This window comes from Brachybacterium halotolerans subsp. kimchii, assembly GCF_020792675.1.
GTDB lineage: Bacteria > Actinomycetota > Actinomycetes > Actinomycetales > Dermabacteraceae > Brachybacterium > Brachybacterium halotolerans.
Window position 1 is genome coordinate 602,536 of the sequence record NZ_CP086254.1, and the last position, 14,566, is coordinate 617,101.

At 73.4% G+C, this 14,566-nt stretch carries 10 protein-coding genes; 4 read left to right on the plus strand and 6 right to left on the minus strand.

Annotated features, from left to right (window positions below; translation table 11 throughout):
• Positions 1-35 precede the first annotated feature (35 nt).
• Positions 36-1,925, minus strand: coding sequence for an excinuclease ABC subunit UvrC (uvrC, locus tag Bra3105_RS02760; RefSeq protein WP_200500631.1), 1,890 nt, complete (start codon positions 1,923-1,925; stop codon positions 36-38).
• Between the two features lie 9 nt (positions 1,926-1,934).
• Positions 1,935-4,784 (minus strand): excinuclease ABC subunit UvrA, encoded by a 2,850-nt coding sequence (gene uvrA / locus Bra3105_RS02765; protein ID WP_228358512.1) that lies wholly within the window; start codon positions 4,782-4,784, stop codon positions 1,935-1,937.
• Between the two features lie 300 nt (positions 4,785-5,084).
• Here uvrA and Bra3105_RS02770 point away from each other — a divergent pair, with 300 nt between their 5' ends.
• Complete coding sequence (locus Bra3105_RS02770) at positions 5,085-5,702, plus strand: MBL fold metallo-hydrolase (protein ID WP_200501218.1); 618 nt, start codon at positions 5,085-5,087, stop codon at positions 5,700-5,702.
• Complete coding sequence (locus tag Bra3105_RS02775; RefSeq protein ID WP_228358513.1) at positions 5,699-7,501, plus strand: bifunctional 3'-5' exonuclease/DNA polymerase; 1,803 nt, start codon at positions 5,699-5,701, stop codon at positions 7,499-7,501. The genes Bra3105_RS02770 and Bra3105_RS02775 overlap by 4 nt, the downstream gene beginning before the upstream one ends.
• A gap of 27 nt (positions 7,502-7,528) precedes the next feature.
• Here the strand turns inward: Bra3105_RS02775 and Bra3105_RS02780 are convergent, their stop codons facing one another.
• Positions 7,529-8,791, minus strand: a complete 1,263-nt coding sequence (locus Bra3105_RS02780) for an MFS transporter (RefSeq protein WP_228358514.1) — start codon at positions 8,789-8,791, stop codon at positions 7,529-7,531.
• Positions 8,792-8,855: 64 nt separating this feature from the next.
• Here Bra3105_RS02780 and Bra3105_RS02785 point away from each other — a divergent pair, with 64 nt between their 5' ends.
• Positions 8,856-9,590: a metalloregulator ArsR/SmtB family transcription factor gene (locus Bra3105_RS02785; RefSeq protein WP_228358515.1), complete on the plus strand. Its 735-nt coding sequence runs from the start codon at positions 8,856-8,858 to the stop codon at positions 9,588-9,590.
• Positions 9,591-9,698: 108 nt separating this feature from the next.
• Here Bra3105_RS02785 and uvrB read toward each other — a convergent pair whose 3' ends face one another.
• Positions 9,699-11,807 (minus strand): excinuclease ABC subunit UvrB, encoded by a 2,109-nt coding sequence (uvrB, locus tag Bra3105_RS02790; RefSeq protein WP_200500627.1) that lies wholly within the window; start codon positions 11,805-11,807, stop codon positions 9,699-9,701.
• Positions 11,808-11,816: 9 nt separating this feature from the next.
• A complete protein-coding gene (coaE, locus tag Bra3105_RS02795; protein WP_228358516.1) occupies positions 11,817-12,620 on the minus strand; it encodes a dephospho-CoA kinase in 804 nt (267 codons plus the stop codon).
• 100 nt (positions 12,621-12,720) lie between these two features.
• On the opposite strand from coaE, the gene Bra3105_RS02800 reads away from it, so the two are divergent.
• On the plus strand, positions 12,721-13,728 hold the full coding sequence (locus Bra3105_RS02800; protein ID WP_228358517.1) for a trimeric intracellular cation channel family protein: 1,008 nt from the start codon (positions 12,721-12,723) through the stop codon (positions 13,726-13,728).
• Between the two features lie 6 nt (positions 13,729-13,734).
• Here the strand turns inward: Bra3105_RS02800 and aroD are convergent, their stop codons facing one another.
• The gene (gene aroD, locus Bra3105_RS02805) at positions 13,735-14,565 is read right to left on the minus strand and encodes a type I 3-dehydroquinate dehydratase (RefSeq protein ID WP_228358518.1); all 831 of its coding nucleotides are present in this window, start codon (positions 14,563-14,565) and stop codon (positions 13,735-13,737) included.
• Between the last annotated feature and the right edge of the window lies 1 nt (position 14,566).

A 14,566-nucleotide genomic window follows, 5' to 3' on the forward strand; every position in this document is an offset into this window, starting at 1 on the left:
GATCCGTGGTGAGGATCGCCCCGGCGCCCCGCGGGTCACTCGAGGATCTCGCCCGTCGCCATGTCGACCGCCGGGCCGGGCTCCTCCCCGCGCAGGGTCGCGAGCACCTGCGCGGCGAGCTGCGGGCCGATGCCCTGGACCTCCTGGAGGGTCTCCGCATCGGCCTCACGGATGTTCGCGACCGTCGTGAAGCGGTCGAGCAGCGCCCGCCGACGGGCCGGCCCCAGGCCGGGCACGCCGTCCAGGGCGCTCGCCTGCATGGCGCGACCGCGCTTGGAGCGGTGGTAGGAGATCGCGAAGCGGTGGGCCTCGTCGCGCAGGCGCTGGACGAGGAACAGCGCCTCGCTGGTGCGGGGCAGGATCACCGGGTAGTCGTCCCCGGGCAGCCAGATCTCCTCGAGCCGCTTGGCGATGCCGGCCAGGGCGATGTCGGTGACGCCGAGGTCCTCGAAGGCCCGCTGCGCGGCCGCGACCTGCGGCTGCCCGCCGTCGACGAGGATCAGCGCGGGCGGGTAGGCGAAGCGGCGGGAGTCCTCGTCGTCGGCGGGGGCGGGATCGAGGTGCCGCTGGAGGCGCCGGCGGATCACGTCGTACATGGAGGCCGTGTCGTCGCGCGCGGCCTCCCCCGTCACGGAGTAGCGCCGGTACTCGCTCTTCTTGGGCAGCCCGTCCTCGAAGACCACCTGGGAGCCGACGACGTTCGTCCCCTGGGAGTGGGAGATGTCGAAGCACTCGATGCGCAGCGGGGGCTCCGCGAGGTCGAGCGCCTCCCCGAGGTCCTCGAGGGCCTTGGTGCGGGCCGTGAGGTCGCCCGTGCGGCGCAGCCGGTGCAGGCGCAGGGCCTCCTCCGCATTGGCGCCGACGGTCTCCAGCAGCTCCTTCTTCTCCCCGCGGCGGGGCACGCGCAGGTCGACGCGCCGGCCGACGAGCTCCTGCACCTGGTCCGCGTTGGTCGGCATCTCGCTCACGAGCACCTCGGCGGGGGCCTCCCCGTCGGTGTACAGGGTCGCCAGCGCCCGCTCCATGAGGTCGCCGGGGCCGGACTCGTCGAGGATCTCGGCGGTCCAGCCGCGCTGGCCGCGGATCCTCCCGCCGCGCACGTGGAAGACCTGGATGGAGGCCTCGAGCTCGTCCTGGACGAGGGCCACGAGGTCCGCGTCGGTCGCGTCGGAGAGCACCACGGAGTTCTTCTCCATGACCTTCTCGAGCGCCTGCAGGTCGTCGCGCAGCCCGGCGGCGGTCTCGTAGTCCTGGGCGGCGGCGGCCTCGCGCATGCGCTTCTCGATGCGCCGCAGATAGGCGCCGGTGTTGCCGGCCATGAAGTCGCTGAACTGCTCGGCGAGGCGGCGGTGGTCCTCCACCGAGATGTCGCCGACGCACGGCGCCGAGCACTTGCCGATGAAGCCGAGCAGGCAGGGCCGTCCGGACCGTTCGGCGCGCCGGTAGACGCCGGCGGTGCACGAGCGCACGGGGAACACGCGGAGCATCAGGTCGAGGGTCTCGCGGATCGCCCACACCTGCGTGTAGGGGCCGAAGACGCGGTCGCCCTTGGTGCGGGGCCGGCGCGTGATGTGGACGCGCGGCACCTCCTCCCCCATGGTCACGGCCAGGTAGGGGTAGGACTTGTCATCGCGGAACTTCACGTTGAACCGCGGATCGAACTCCTTGATCCACGTGTACTCGAGGGTCAGCGCCTCGACCTCGGTGCGCACCACCGTCCACTCGACGCCCGTCGCCGTGGTGACCATCCGCCGGGTGCGCTCGTGGAGGGCCGAGAGGTCCTGGAAGTAGTTCGACAGCCGCGCCCGCAGGTTCTTCGCCTTGCCGACGTAGATCACCCGGGAGTCGGCGTCGCGGAAGCGGTAGACGCCCGGGGAGGTCGGAATGGTCCCTGTCGCGGGACGGTAGGTCGACGGGTCAGCCATGGAGGACGGTCACTGCCTCCCCGCCTCGAGGATCGGCAGCAGGAACCGACCGGTGTGGGAGGCGCCCACGCGCGCGACGTCCTCGGGGGTGCCGGTGGCGACCACGCGGCCGCCGCCGTCCCCGCCCTCGGGACCGAGGTCGATGACGTGGTCGGCGCTCTTGATGACGTCGAGGTTGTGCTCGATGACGATCACGGTGTTGCCCTTGTCGACGAGGCCGCCGAGGACCTCGAGGAGCTTGCGGACGTCCTCGAAGTGGAGCCCCGTGGTGGGCTCGTCGAGCACGTAGATCGTGCGGCCGTTGGAGCGCTTGTGCAGCTCGGAGGCGAGCTTCACGCGCTGGGCCTCGCCGCCGGAGAGCGTGGTCGCGCTCTGGCCGAGGCGCACGTACCCCAGGCCCACGTCGTCGAGCGTCTGCAGCTGGCGGCGGATCGCGGGGACCGCGTCGAAGAACTCGACGGCCTCCTCGATCGGCATGTCGAGGACCTCGGCGACGTTCTTGCCCTTGAAGTGCACCTCGAGGGTCTCGCGGTTGTACCGCGCCCCGTGGCAGACCTCGCAGGTCACGTAGACGTCGGGCAGGAAGTTCATCTCGATCTTGATGGTGCCGTCGCCCGAGCAGGTCTCGCAGCGCCCGCCCTTGACGTTGAAGGAGAAGCGCCCGGCCTTGTAGCCGCGCACCTTCGCCTCGGAGGTCTGGGCGAACAGGGTGCGCACCCGGTCCCACACGCCCGTGTAGGTCGCCGGGTTCGAGCGCGGGGTGCGCCCGATGGGCGACTGGTCGACGTGCACGACCTTGTCGAGGCTCTCGAGACCCGTCACGCGCTTGTGGCGGCCGGCGACGGTGCGCGCGCCGTTGAGCTCGCGGGCGAGCACCGAGTAGAGGATGTCGTTCACGAGCGTCGACTTGCCCGAGCCGGAGACGCCGGTGACGGCGGTGAAGGTGCCCAGGGGGAAGGAGACGTCGACGTTCTTGAGGTTGTTCTCGCGGGCCCCGTGCACTGTGACCCGGCGCTCCTTGTCGATGGGCCGGCGGACGGGCGGCACCGGGATCGAGAGCTTCCCGCTGAGGTACTGGCCGGTGAGGGACTCGGGGTTGGACTTCAGACCCGCGAGATCGCCCGAGTGGATGACGTGGCCTCCCCGCTCGCCGGCGAGGGGGCCGATGTCCACGATCCAGTCGGCGGCGTTCAGGGTGTCCTCGTCGTGCTCGACGACGATCAGGGTGTTGCCGAGGTCGCGCAGGCGGGTGAGGGTCGCGATGAGGCGCTCGTTGTCCCGCTGGTGGAGCCCGATCGAGGGCTCGTCGAGCACGTAGAGAACGCCCACGAGCCCGGAGCCGATCTGGGTGGCCAGGCGGATGCGCTGGGCCTCCCCTCCCGAGAGGGTGCCGGCCGCGCGGGCCAGCGTCAGGTAGTCCAGGCCGACGTCGAGCAGGAAGCCCAGGCGGGCCTCGATCTCGCGCAGCACCTCGGAGGCGATCTGCGCCTCCTTGACGCCCAGCTCGAGGCCGCCGAGGAAGGCGTGGGCCTCGCGGATCGAGAGGTCGCAGACCTCGGCGATCGAGCGGTCGCCCACGGTCACCGCGAGCACCTCGGGCCGCAGGCGCGCGCCGCCGCACGCGGGGCAGGGCACCTCGCGCATGAACTGCTCGTAGCGGTCCTTCGCCCAGTCGGACTCGGTGTCCTCGTGGCGGCGCTCGAGGTAGTGGATGACGCCCTCGAAGCCCGTGGAGTACGTGCGCTCGCGGCCGAAGCGGTTGCGGTAGCGCACGTGGACCTTGAAGTCGTTGCCGTGCAGCAGCGCCTCCTTCGCGCGCTCGGGCAGCGCCCGCCACGGGGTGTCGAGGGAGAAGGCGAGCTCCTCGGCGAGGCCCGCCATCACTTGCTGGTGGTGGTCGGCGTGTCCCATGGTCCAGGGCGCGATCGCGCCGTCCGCGAGGCTGAGGTCCTCGTCGGGGATCACGAGCTCCGGATCGACCTCGAGGCGCATGCCCAGGCCGGTGCACTCGGGGCAGGCGCCGTAGGGAGCGTTGAACGAGAAGGAGCGCGGCTCGATGTCGTCCAGGGTGAGCGGGTGGTCGTTGGGGCACGCGCGCTTCTCGGAGAAGCGGCGGGAGCGGTCCTCGGCGTCGGCCTCGCGGTCCACGAAGTCCACGACGAGCAGGCCGTCGGCCAGGCGCAGCGCGGTCTCCACGGAGTCGGTGAGGCGGCGGCGCGCGTCGGGCTTCGCGGCCAGGCGGTCGACGACCACTTCGATCGTGTGCTTGTACTTCTTGTCGAGGGAGATCTCCTCGTCGAGGCGGCGCACCTCGCCGTCGACGCGGGCGCGCGCATAGCCCTCCGAGCGCAGGGAGCTCAGCAGGTCGGCGTGCTCCCCCTTGCGCCCGCGCACCACGGGCGCGAGCAGCTGGAAGCGGGTGCCGGACTCCTCGCCGAGCAGCACGTCCACGATCTGCTCGGCGCTCGAGCTGGTCACGCGCGCCCCGCACACGGGGCAGTGCTGCACGCCGGTGCGGGAGAACAGCAGGCGCAGGTAGTCGTAGACCTCGGTGATCGTGCCCACCGTGGAGCGCGGGTTGCGGTTGGTGGACTTCTGGTCGATCGAGACCGCCGGGGAGAGGCCCTCGATGAGGTCCACGCGGGGCTTGTCCATCTGCCCCAGGAACTGGCGGGCGTAGGCCGAGAGCGATTCGACGTAGCGCCGCTGGCCCTCGGCGAAGATCGTGTCGAAGGCCAGGGAGCTCTTGCCGGACCCCGAGAGGCCGGAGAAGACGATCAGGTGATCGCGCGGGATCTCGATGTCGACGTTCTTGAGGTTGTGCTCGCGTGCGCCGCGGACCAGGAGGGTGTCACTCACACGTCCCATCCTACGAGCGGGGACCGACGCGCGAGGGCACGGTGAGTCCGCTGCCACCCCGATTCCGCGCTCCGCGGACACGCGCATGTCCGCTGACGCCGTCGGCCGATTCTCACGTGGCGAGGCGCGCGATGGGAGCGGCGCGCGCGGCGCGCCATACTGAGGAGCATGAGCGAGCACCCCGCGCCCGAGAACCGCACCCCGACGCAGGACGAGGACGTCGTCTCCGCGACCGGGGGCCACGCCGGCACCGCCTACGACGGCCACGTCGAGGTCGACGGCCCCACGGCCACCCGCCGCATGACGACCCTCGTGATCCGCAAGGCGTCCGTGGGCACGATGGACAACAACAGCTACCTCCTGACCTGCCGGGTCTCCGGCGCGCAGCTCCTCGTGGACGCCGCGGCCGACCTCCCGCGTCTGCTGCGCCTGGTGCGCGAGGGCTCCCCCTCGAGCCGCCTCGACTCGATCGTCACCACCCACAGCCACCACGACCACGTGGGCGCGCTCGCCCAGCTCGTGGCGGCCACCGGCGCCCGCACCTTCGCGGGGGCGGCCGATGCGCCCGAGATCGCGACGCCGACGGACGAGCCCCTCGAGGACGGCGCGCTGATCCGCGTGGGCGTCAACGACCTGCACGTGATCGGTCTGCGCGGCCACACCCCCGGCTCGATCGCGCTGCTGTGGCGCGGCGGCGAGGACGGCGACCACCTGTTCACGGGCGACTCCCTGTTCCCCGGCGGCGTCGGCGCGACCCAGGGCGACGCCCAGCGCTTCACCTCTCTGCTCGACGACGTCGAGCACCGCATCTTCGACGTGCTGCCGGACAGCACCTGGGTCTACCCCGGCCACGGTGACGACACCACCCTGGGCGCGGAACGCCCGCAGCTCGGCGACTGGCGCGAGCGGGGCTGGTGAGCGCGCCGGTCCCCGAGGGAGCCCCGCCTGCGTCGATCCTCGTCGCGCGCGGGGCCGACGGCCGGATCGCGCTCGTCGCGCTCGACGCGAAGGGCGAGCAGACGGGCCTCGAGACGGTCGCCGCCGAGGACTGGCCGCGCCGCGCGCGCGGGATCGAGATCGGCGGGACCGGGGACGACCACGCCGCCCTGGGACCTCCGTCGTCCCCGCGCTGGGTCGTGCCGGATGCCGCGACCTGGTGCCCCGCGCTGCTCCGCGCCGGGGTGCGCCTGCGTCGCTGCCACGACCTGCGCCTCGCCCACACGATCCTCTCCCGCTCGGCGCTCGTGCGCGAGGCGGACGCGGCGCCGCTGACCGAGGCCCGTGCCTGGGAGACCCCCGAGGACCTCGTCGAGGCGGAGCGGGAGGGCCGCGGCTCCGGGGCGACCCTGTTCGATCTCGACGCGGCGGGCCGCACGGGCGGCGTCCCCCAGGGCGTGGACGAGGTGCTCGCCGAGCACGACCGCCAGCGCGCGGCGGTCGCGGGCAGCGCCGACCCCTCGCGGCTCCGGCTCCTCCTCGCCTCCGAGTCCGCGGGCGCGCTCGTGGCCGCGGAGATGCACGCCGCGGGCATCCCCTGGGACGTCGTCGAGCACGACCGCATCCTCGCCGAGGCCCTGGGACCGCGCCCGCGACGCGACCAGGTGCCCGTGCGGATGGCGGAGGCCGCCGCCGAGGTCCGCACCGCACTGGGCGACCCGCTGCTGAGCATCGACTCCCCGCCGCGCCTGCTGCGCGCGCTGAGACGCGCCGGCATCGACGTCTCCTCGACATCCCAGTGGGAACTCCAGGAGATCGATCATCCGGTGATCGAGCCGCTGCTGCGGTACAAGAAGATGTCGCGGCTGCTCACGGCCAACGGCTGGCACTGGCTCGAGGAGTGGGTGCACGAGGGGCGCTACCGGCCCGTGTACGTGCCCGGCGGAGTGGTCACCGGGCGCTGGGCGAGCAGCGGCGGCGGGGCCCTGCAGATCCCGCGGCGCCTGCGCCCGTCCCTCCGAGCCGACCCGGGGTGGCGGCTGGTCAGCGCCGACGTCTCCCAGCTCGAGCCGCGCGTGCTCGCCGCCATGTCCGACGACCGGGCGATGACCGCGGCCGGCGCGGGGAAGGACCTCTACTCGGGCATCGTCGACGCCGGGATCGTCGCCACCCGCCAGGAGGCGAAGATCGGCGTGCTCGGCGCCCTGTACGGCGGCACCACCGGGGACAGTGCCCGGGTGGTGCCGCGCCTGCGCGAGCGCTTCCCCCGCGCCATGCGGCTGGTCGACGACGCCGCCGCGACCGGGGAGCGCGGCGGCACCGTCACCACCTGGCTGGGACGCTCCTCTCCACCTCCCGACCCGGCCTGGTCCGAGGCCCAGCTCCGGGCGAACTCGCCCGATGCGCAGGAGGGCGAGCAGGAGCGCTCGCGCCGCGCGGCCCGCGATCGGGGACGGTTCACCCGGAACTTCGTCGTGCAGGGCACGGCGGCCGAATGGGCGCTCGCCTGGATGGCGGGGCTGCGGCTCGCCCTCGCCTCGCTCGACCCGGTGGAGCCCGAGCAGGCGGCGACGCCGTCGGGCCCGGCCTTCGCGCGCCGAGCGCACCTCGCCTACTTCCTGCACGACGAGGTCATCGTCCACGCCCCCGCCGCGCAGGCGGAGGCGGCGGCGCGGGCCGTGCAGGAGGCGGCCGACACGGCGGGCCGACTGCTCTTCCCCGCGAGCGACGTCGACTTCCTGCTGGACCTGCAGATCGTCGAGCGCTCCGCGGAGAAGTGACGCCCCACGGTCCGGCCGACGGTCCGGTCATCGCGTCCTGCTCCCCCGCGTGAACGCGCAGAGCACGAGGACGGCCCCGAGCAGCCACCACGTGCCCGCCGCGCCGCCCACGCGCGCGAGCATCCCCGCTCCGGCGCTGTGCGCCGCGATCGCGCCGCCGACGGCGACGCCGAGGCTCGTGCCCGCCTGCCGCAGCGCATTGTTGAGCCCGCCTGCGAGCCCAGGACGGGAGGGCCACGCGGCCATCGTCTCCCCCACGATCGCCGAGGTCATCAGCCCCAGGCCGACGCCGATGCCGAGCAGTGCGGGCACGAGCGAGACCACGTCCGCACCGGTGCCGAGGTGACCGAGGGTCAGCAGGCCACAGCCTCCCAGGACCAGTCCGGCGGCGGCCGTCGCCCGTCGGCCCCGCGCGGCGACGAGACGACCCGAGAGCGGACCGAGCACGACGAACGGGGCGGTCGCGAGCAGGAGCACCGCTCCGGCCGGGGCGGCCGCCAGCCGCAGCGAATGCTGGAGATGCACGGTGATCGCCTGCAGCGTGCCGTTCGCGCCGCTCGTCATCATCGCCGCGACCAGGATCGAGACCAGCAGCGGCCGGAGGGCCGGGGGTGCGCCGGAGGCGGAGGCCGGAGCGTCGGCCTCTCCTCCGACGTCCCAGCTTCCGCTCCCGGCCCCGGAGCGGAAGCCGGGGAGCAGGCGAGCGGTGCCCACGAGGGCGAGCAGCAGGAGGGGCACGTTCACCCAGAACACGGCTCGCCACCCCACCGCGCCCACGAGCAGTCCGCCCACGCCCGGTCCGATCGCCGTCGCGATCGCGCTCACGGCGGACCACAGGCCCAGCGCATGGGCGCGCGGGGCGGGCTCGGTCCAGGTGAGGGTGAGCGCGGCGAGACCGGCGGGGAGCATGACGGCCGCGGAGATTCCCTGGACGAGGCGCGCGAGCAGCACCGTCCCCCAGCTGCCCGCGATGCCGCCGAGCACGCAGGCCAGCAGGCAGACCAGCAGGCCCGCGAGCAGGGAGCGCCGGGGCCCGAGTCGGTCGACGAGCAGGCCCGCCGGCACGAGCGCGAGGGCGAGCGGGACCGTATAGGCGTCGACGACCTGCGGCCAGGAGGCGGGGCCGACGCCGAGGGCGCGGCCGAGGGACGGCATCGCGACGTTCATGGCCATCACGTCCAGCAGGACGAGGAACATCGGGGTGCACAGCGTGGGCAGCAGCAGCCGGGACGGGCCCGTGCGGTCATGGATCGGGATGTCGGGGGCGGGCGGTCGCGGCTCTCCGGTCATGGGGCGAGTCTGCGTGCGGGACGCTTCGACGGCCGGCGAAGCGTCCTCGGGGCACACTGTCTCCATGGACCCGCTGCCCGACATCGCCGCCGTCGCCGAGCTCGTCGCCGACGCGTCGCGCGCCGCCATGCTCATGGAGCTCGTGGACGGCAGCGAGAGGCCGGCGAGCCGTCTCGCCGAGGCGGCGTCCGTCTCCGCCTCGACCGCGAGCGCGCATCTCGCGCGGCTGCAGGATGCGGGCTTCGTCGAGGTGCGCCGCGAGGGGCGGCACCGCCGGTTCCGGATCGCCGATCCGCAGGTGGTCGTCCTCCTCGAGGCGCTGCTGGCGCTGTCCGAGACACCCTCCGCCGTGGGCCTGCGCTCCTCGATGCGGTGGCAGAGGCTGCGGGTCGCGCGCACCTGCTACGACCATCTCGCGGGGACCCTGGGCACCGACGTGCTCGCGGGCCTCGTCGAGGGCGGTGCGCTCGTGCGGACCGACGGCCACGAGGGCTCCGGCCGGTCCGACGGGGATCCTCTGAGCGCTCCGGTCCCCCGCGCCCCCTATGCGCTCGGACCGCGCGCCGACGATGCCTTCGGTGCCCTGGGCATCGACCTCGCGGACCTCGAGCGGCGGCGTCGCCCGCTGCTGCGGGTGTGCTCGGACTGGACCGAGCAGCGCCACCACCTCGCCGGCGGACTGGGCGCCGCGGTCGCGGAGGCCTTCGTCGATCGCGGCTGGGTGGCGCGCCGCGCCGACGCCCGGGATCTCGCGGTGCGCGAGCCCGGGCGCATCGCCGCCTGGCTGCAGGGCGTCTGAGTCTGCAGGACCGCTGAGCCCGCGGGACGTCCGAGCCCGCGGCACAGCTGCCATCACGCGGTGCCCGCCGCGCGGCCCACGTCCCGGCCCCGGCGGACGGGTCCGGGCTCAGGACGCGCTGCGCTGGACCTGCTTGAGCTCCTTCTTGAGCTCCTGGACCTCGTCGCGCAGGCGTGCCGCGACCTCGAACTGCAGGGTCTCCGCGGCCTGGTGCATCTGGGCCGTCATCTCGTCGATCATCTCGCTGAGCGCGCCCACCGGGTCGTCGCCCAGGTCCACCGTGCGCGCGGAGACCGCGTCCACGACGTTCGCCCGGGCGCGGTCGCGATTCACGCGCTCCTTGCCGGAGCGGTAGTCGGTCGCGAGCAGCGTGTCGGTGTCGATGTCCTCGCGGGCGAGCATGTCGGTGACGTCGGCGATCTTCTTGCGCAGCGGCGTCGGGTCGATGCCGTGCTCGGTGTTGTACGCGATCTGCTTCTCGCGTCGGCGGTTGGTCTCGTCGATCGCCTCGCGCATGGAGTCCGTGACGGTGTCGGCGTACATGTGCACCTGACCGGAGACGTTGCGGGCCGCGCGGCCGATGGTCTGGATGAGGGAGGTGCGCGAGCGCAGGAACCCCTCCTTGTCGGCGTCGAGGATCGAGACCAGGGAGACCTCGGGGAGGTCCAGGCCCTCGCGCAGCAGGTTGATGCCCACCAGCACGTCGTACTCGCCCTGGCGCAGGGAGCGCAGCAGCTCGACGCGTCGCAGGGTGTCGACGTCGGAGTGCAGGTACTGCACGCGCACGCCGTTCTCCAGCAGGTAGTCGGTGAGGTCCTCGGCCATGCGCTTGGTGAGCGTGGTGACGAGCACGCGCTCGTCGCGCTCGACGCGCTTCTCGATCTCGGCGCGCAGGTCGTCGATCTGGCCCTTGACGGGCTTGACGATGACCTCGGGGTCGACGAGGCCCGTCGGCCGGATGATCTGCTCGACCACCCCGTCGCTGCGGCCCAGCTCGTAGTCGGCGGGCGTCGCCGAGAGGTAGACGGTCTGGCCGGTGCGCTCTGTGAACTCGCCGAAGGTCAGGGGGCGGTTGTCGAGGGCGCTGGGAAGACGGAAGCCGAAGTCCACGAGGGTGCGCTTGCGCGAGCGGTCCCCCTCGTACATCGCCCCGATCTGCGGGACGGTCACGTGGGACTCGTCGATGACCAGCAGGAAGTCCTCGGGGAAGTAGTCCATGAGGGTGTTCGGCGGGGTGCCGGGGCCGCGGCCGTCGAGGTGGCGCGAGTAGTTCTCGACGCCGTTGGTGGTGCCCACCTGGCGCAGCATCTCGAGGTCGTGGGCGGTGCGCATGCGCAGGCGCTGCGCCTCGAGCAGCTTGTTCTGCCCCTCGAGCTCCGTGAGCCGCTCCCCCAGCTCGCTCTCGATCGAGTCGATCGCCTTCGCGAGCCTCTCGGGACCGGCGACGTAGTGGGAGGCGGGGAAGATGTGGATGTCCTCCTCCTCGCGGATCACCTCGCCGGTGACGGGGTGCAGGGTGTAGATCGCGTCGATCTCGTCGCCGAAGAACTCGATGCGGATCGCGAGCTCCTCGTACATCGGGATGATCTCGACGGTGTCCCCGCGCACCCGGAAGGTGCCGCGCACGAACTCGACGTCGTTGCGGTCGTACTGCATGTCCACGAAGCGCCGCAGCAGGTCGTCGCGATCGACCTCGTCCCCGCGCTTCAGCCGCACCATGCGGTCCACGTACTCCTGCGGCGTGCCCAGGCCGTAGATGCAGGACACGGAGGAGACCACGACCACGTCACGCCGGGTCAGCAGGGAGTTCGTGGCGCTGTGGCGCAGGCGCTCGACCTCCGCGTTGATCGAGGAGTCCTTCTCGATGTAGGTGTCCGACTGCGGGACGTACGCCTCCGGCTGGTAGTAGTCGTAGTAGGAGACGAAGTACTCGACGGCGTTGTGCGGCAGCAGGTCGCGGAACTCGCTCGCGAGCTGCGCGGCCAGGGTCTTGTTGTGCGCCATGACGAGGGTCGGCCGCTGCAGCTTCTCGATCAGCCAGGCCGTGGTCGCGCTCTTGCCGGTGCCGGTCGCGCCCAGCAGCACGACGTCCTGCTCTCCCCCGTTGATCCGGCGCGCGAGCTCGTCGATCGCCTGCGGCTGGTCGCCCGACGGCCGGTACTCGGAGACCACCTCGAAGGGGTTGACGGAGCGGGTGAGGTCGGTGACGGGGCGCATGGGACGAGCCTACGTCCCGGGCCGGACATCCCGCGTGTGAGAGCGGACGCGTGCTGTCCGTGAAGCGGCGCCGGCGGGCCCGATGGGTTCGGCGGGTCCGGCGGGTCCGCCGAGCAGCTCCCGACGCAGGTCCTCGAGGAGGGTGAGCGCGCGCGTGCGCAGGGTGCCCGCGTCGGCGTTGTTCAGCAGCAGGCGGTCCGCCCGCCGGATCCGCTCGAGGTCCGTGGCCTGCGCCGCCATCACGGACTCGACGTAGGCGCGGTCGCGACCTCGGTCGCGCACGACGCGGGCGATCCGCTCCTCGCGAGGGGCGAGCACCGCGACCACGCGCGCGTACTCGTCCTCGTGGTGCTTCTCGAGCAGCAGCGGGCTGTCGTGCACGACGAGGCGCTCCCCCGCCGCGGCCGCCTCGCGCTCCGCCTCCTCGACGGCGGCGTCGACCCTCGTCAGCACGATCTCCTCGAGGTCGGCGCGGGCCGCCGCGTCGGCGAAGACGAGACGGGCGAGGGCCGCCCGGTCGATCGTGCCCGAGGCCGCGCGGTACTCCTCGCCGAAGCGGGCCACGGCCTCCTCGACGCCCTCGCCGGGCACGTCGAGCACGGCGCGGGAGTGCGCGTCGAGATCGATGACGGCGGTCCCGGCATCGCGCCAGATCCCCGCGACGCTCGACTTCCCGGCGCCGATGCCGCCGGTCAGGCCGAGGCGGACGAGCCCGGGAGCGGCATCGCGGCAGGTGTCGGCGGCAGCGGTGCCGGTGGCGCCGGCCGCGGCGTCGGTGCGCGCGGAGGCCGTGCCGGTGGTCGGGCTGTCCATGCTCCCGATCGTACGGTGCGCGGCACGAGGCCGGTCATCGCCGTCACATCCCGTCCGCGACCCATCGCCCCGGGCGCCCGCGCATACTACGGTCGTGCCCGTGGATCCCCTCGAACTGCTGGTCACCAACGACCTCCTCCGCGGGCTGGACCTCGCAGGCGTGTTCATCATGGGTGTCGCGGCGGGGGCGCTGGCCTCGCGGTTGAACTTCGACGCCGTGGGCTTCGCGATCATCGGCATCGTCGCCGGTCTCGGCGGAGGCATCGTCCGCGACCTCATCATCGGCGTCGACCCGCCCGCGGCGTTCGACGGCCCCCTCTATCTCGCGTGCGCCCTCGCCGGCTCCGCCTTCTCCTACCTGATCGCGGCAGAGGCCACCTGGTGGCGACGCGCCGTCACCGGTCTGGACATCCTGGCGATGGCGCTGTGGGCGGCGACCGGGACCGCGAAGTCGATCGGATACGGCCTCGAGCCGCTGCCGGCGGTCCTGCTGGGCGTCACCAGCGCCGTGGGCGGCGGCGTGATCCGCGACGTGCTCGTGGGGCGCGTCCCGGCGATCTTCGGCGGAGGCCCTCTGTACGCGACAGGCGCGCTGGTAACGGCCGTCGCGACCTGGGGCGTCGTGGCGCTGGGGCTGCCCTCCGCCTGGGTGCTGGCTGCCGTCGCGCTGGGTGCTCTCCTCGCGGGACTGGCGGCCTGGCGCCGCTGGCACCTGCCCTCCCACGGCGAGTGGCAGGTGACGCTCTCGGCCTCGCAGATGAAGTCGCTCGTGCGCCGCGTGCGCAAGGACGAGCGGCATCGCGTGGCTCTCGAGACGGGCGCGATCCCGGTGGTGGACGAGACGAACGACGACTTCGCGGACGACTCCACGATCCCGGACGACGACGCCGCGGAGTTCCAGCGCCGCGCTCTCGGCGACGAGGAGAGCGCCGGAACCACCCTCCCGCCGGAGGACCCGATCGCCACCGCGGGCGGAGAGCCGACCCCGACGCCCGCGGACCACTCGACCCCGGAGTCAACCGGGCCTCCAGTGCCGCCCGCGTCGCAGGAGACGCCCGCGGACGACGACCGTGCGCCCGGGGACCCCGAGGACGACGAGCGCCGCTGAGGGCCCTCAGGGGCGCAGCGCCGCGAGCATGCGGCAGACCTCGTCGGCCCCGAGCTGACCGGGCGCGGAGGCCTCGCCCGCCGTCGCGAAGGTCGCGCAGGAGCCGAATACCTCGGCCGCGACGCGGCTGACCGCCCCCAGGGATCCCATCGAGATCGCCAGATGGGGACCTGCCCCGTCGCGGGCGGCCTCGAGGCTCGCCGCGAGCAGGACGAGCACATCCTCCGCGGTGCGCGGGGTGACGGCGATCTTTGCGACGTCGGCTCCGAGGCCCCGCTGCGCGCGCAGCGTCGCGAGGATGTCCTCCCGCGGGGGCGTCGCGAAGAAATCGTGGAAGGAGCCGACCACCGCGAGGCCCGCCTCGTGCGCCGCGCGGATCACGGCGCCGACGGCCTCCGGTGCGCGAGCGGTCTCCACGTCCACCAGGTCGACGAGCGGGCCGCCGTCCGCGCCGCGCAGGGCGATCCCGGCGCGCAGCAGCTCAGCGAGGTCCGTGTCCGGGAGGTCCCGCCCTCCGCCCTCGGCGGCGGTGCGGACCGTGAGCAGGAGCGCCTGCTCGGGGGCGAGGGCCTCGCGCAGGGCGGGCAGGGCGCCGAGCACGCGCTCGCGGTGCTCGGCGCCAGGGGCCGACGGGGCGAGGAGATCGGCGCGCCATTCGATGATCCGCGCCGGCGCCGTGCGCGCGCGCTCGGCCTGGGCGAGCACGCTGCGCTCGTCCGCTCCGGTGAGCGGGACGATGATCTCCGGGCGGCCGGCGCCGAGCTCGATCCCCCGCACGCGCACGACGCCGCCGGACCGGTCGCCGTCGGCGCGCGCGGCGTCCCCCGTCGGCCCCATC

What these genes read in the sequence shown, in the direction of transcription:
- uvrC (WP_200500631.1), bottom strand. Translation starts at nt 1,925, where the DNA reads ATGGCTGACCCGTCGACCTACCGTCCCGCGACAGGGACCATTCCGACC.
- Bra3105_RS02770 (WP_200501218.1), top strand. Translation starts at nt 5,085, where the DNA reads ATGACGACCCTCGTGATCCGCAAGGCGTCCGTGGGCACGATGGACAAC.
- Bra3105_RS02780 (WP_228358514.1), bottom strand. Translation starts at nt 8,791, where the DNA reads ATGACCGGAGAGCCGCGACCGCCCGCCCCCGACATCCCGATCCATGAC.
- Bra3105_RS02785 (WP_228358515.1), top strand. Translation starts at nt 8,856, where the DNA reads ATGGACCCGCTGCCCGACATCGCCGCCGTCGCCGAGCTCGTCGCCGAC.
- uvrB (WP_200500627.1), bottom strand. Translation starts at nt 11,807, where the DNA reads ATGCGCCCCGTCACCGACCTCACCCGCTCCGTCAACCCCTTCGAGGTG.
- coaE (WP_228358516.1), bottom strand. Translation starts at nt 12,620, where the DNA reads ATGGACAGCCCGACCACCGGCACGGCCTCCGCGCGCACCGACGCCGCG.
- aroD (WP_228358518.1), bottom strand. Translation starts at nt 14,565, where the DNA reads ATGGGGCCGACGGGGGACGCCGCGCGCGCCGACGGCGACCGGTCCGGC.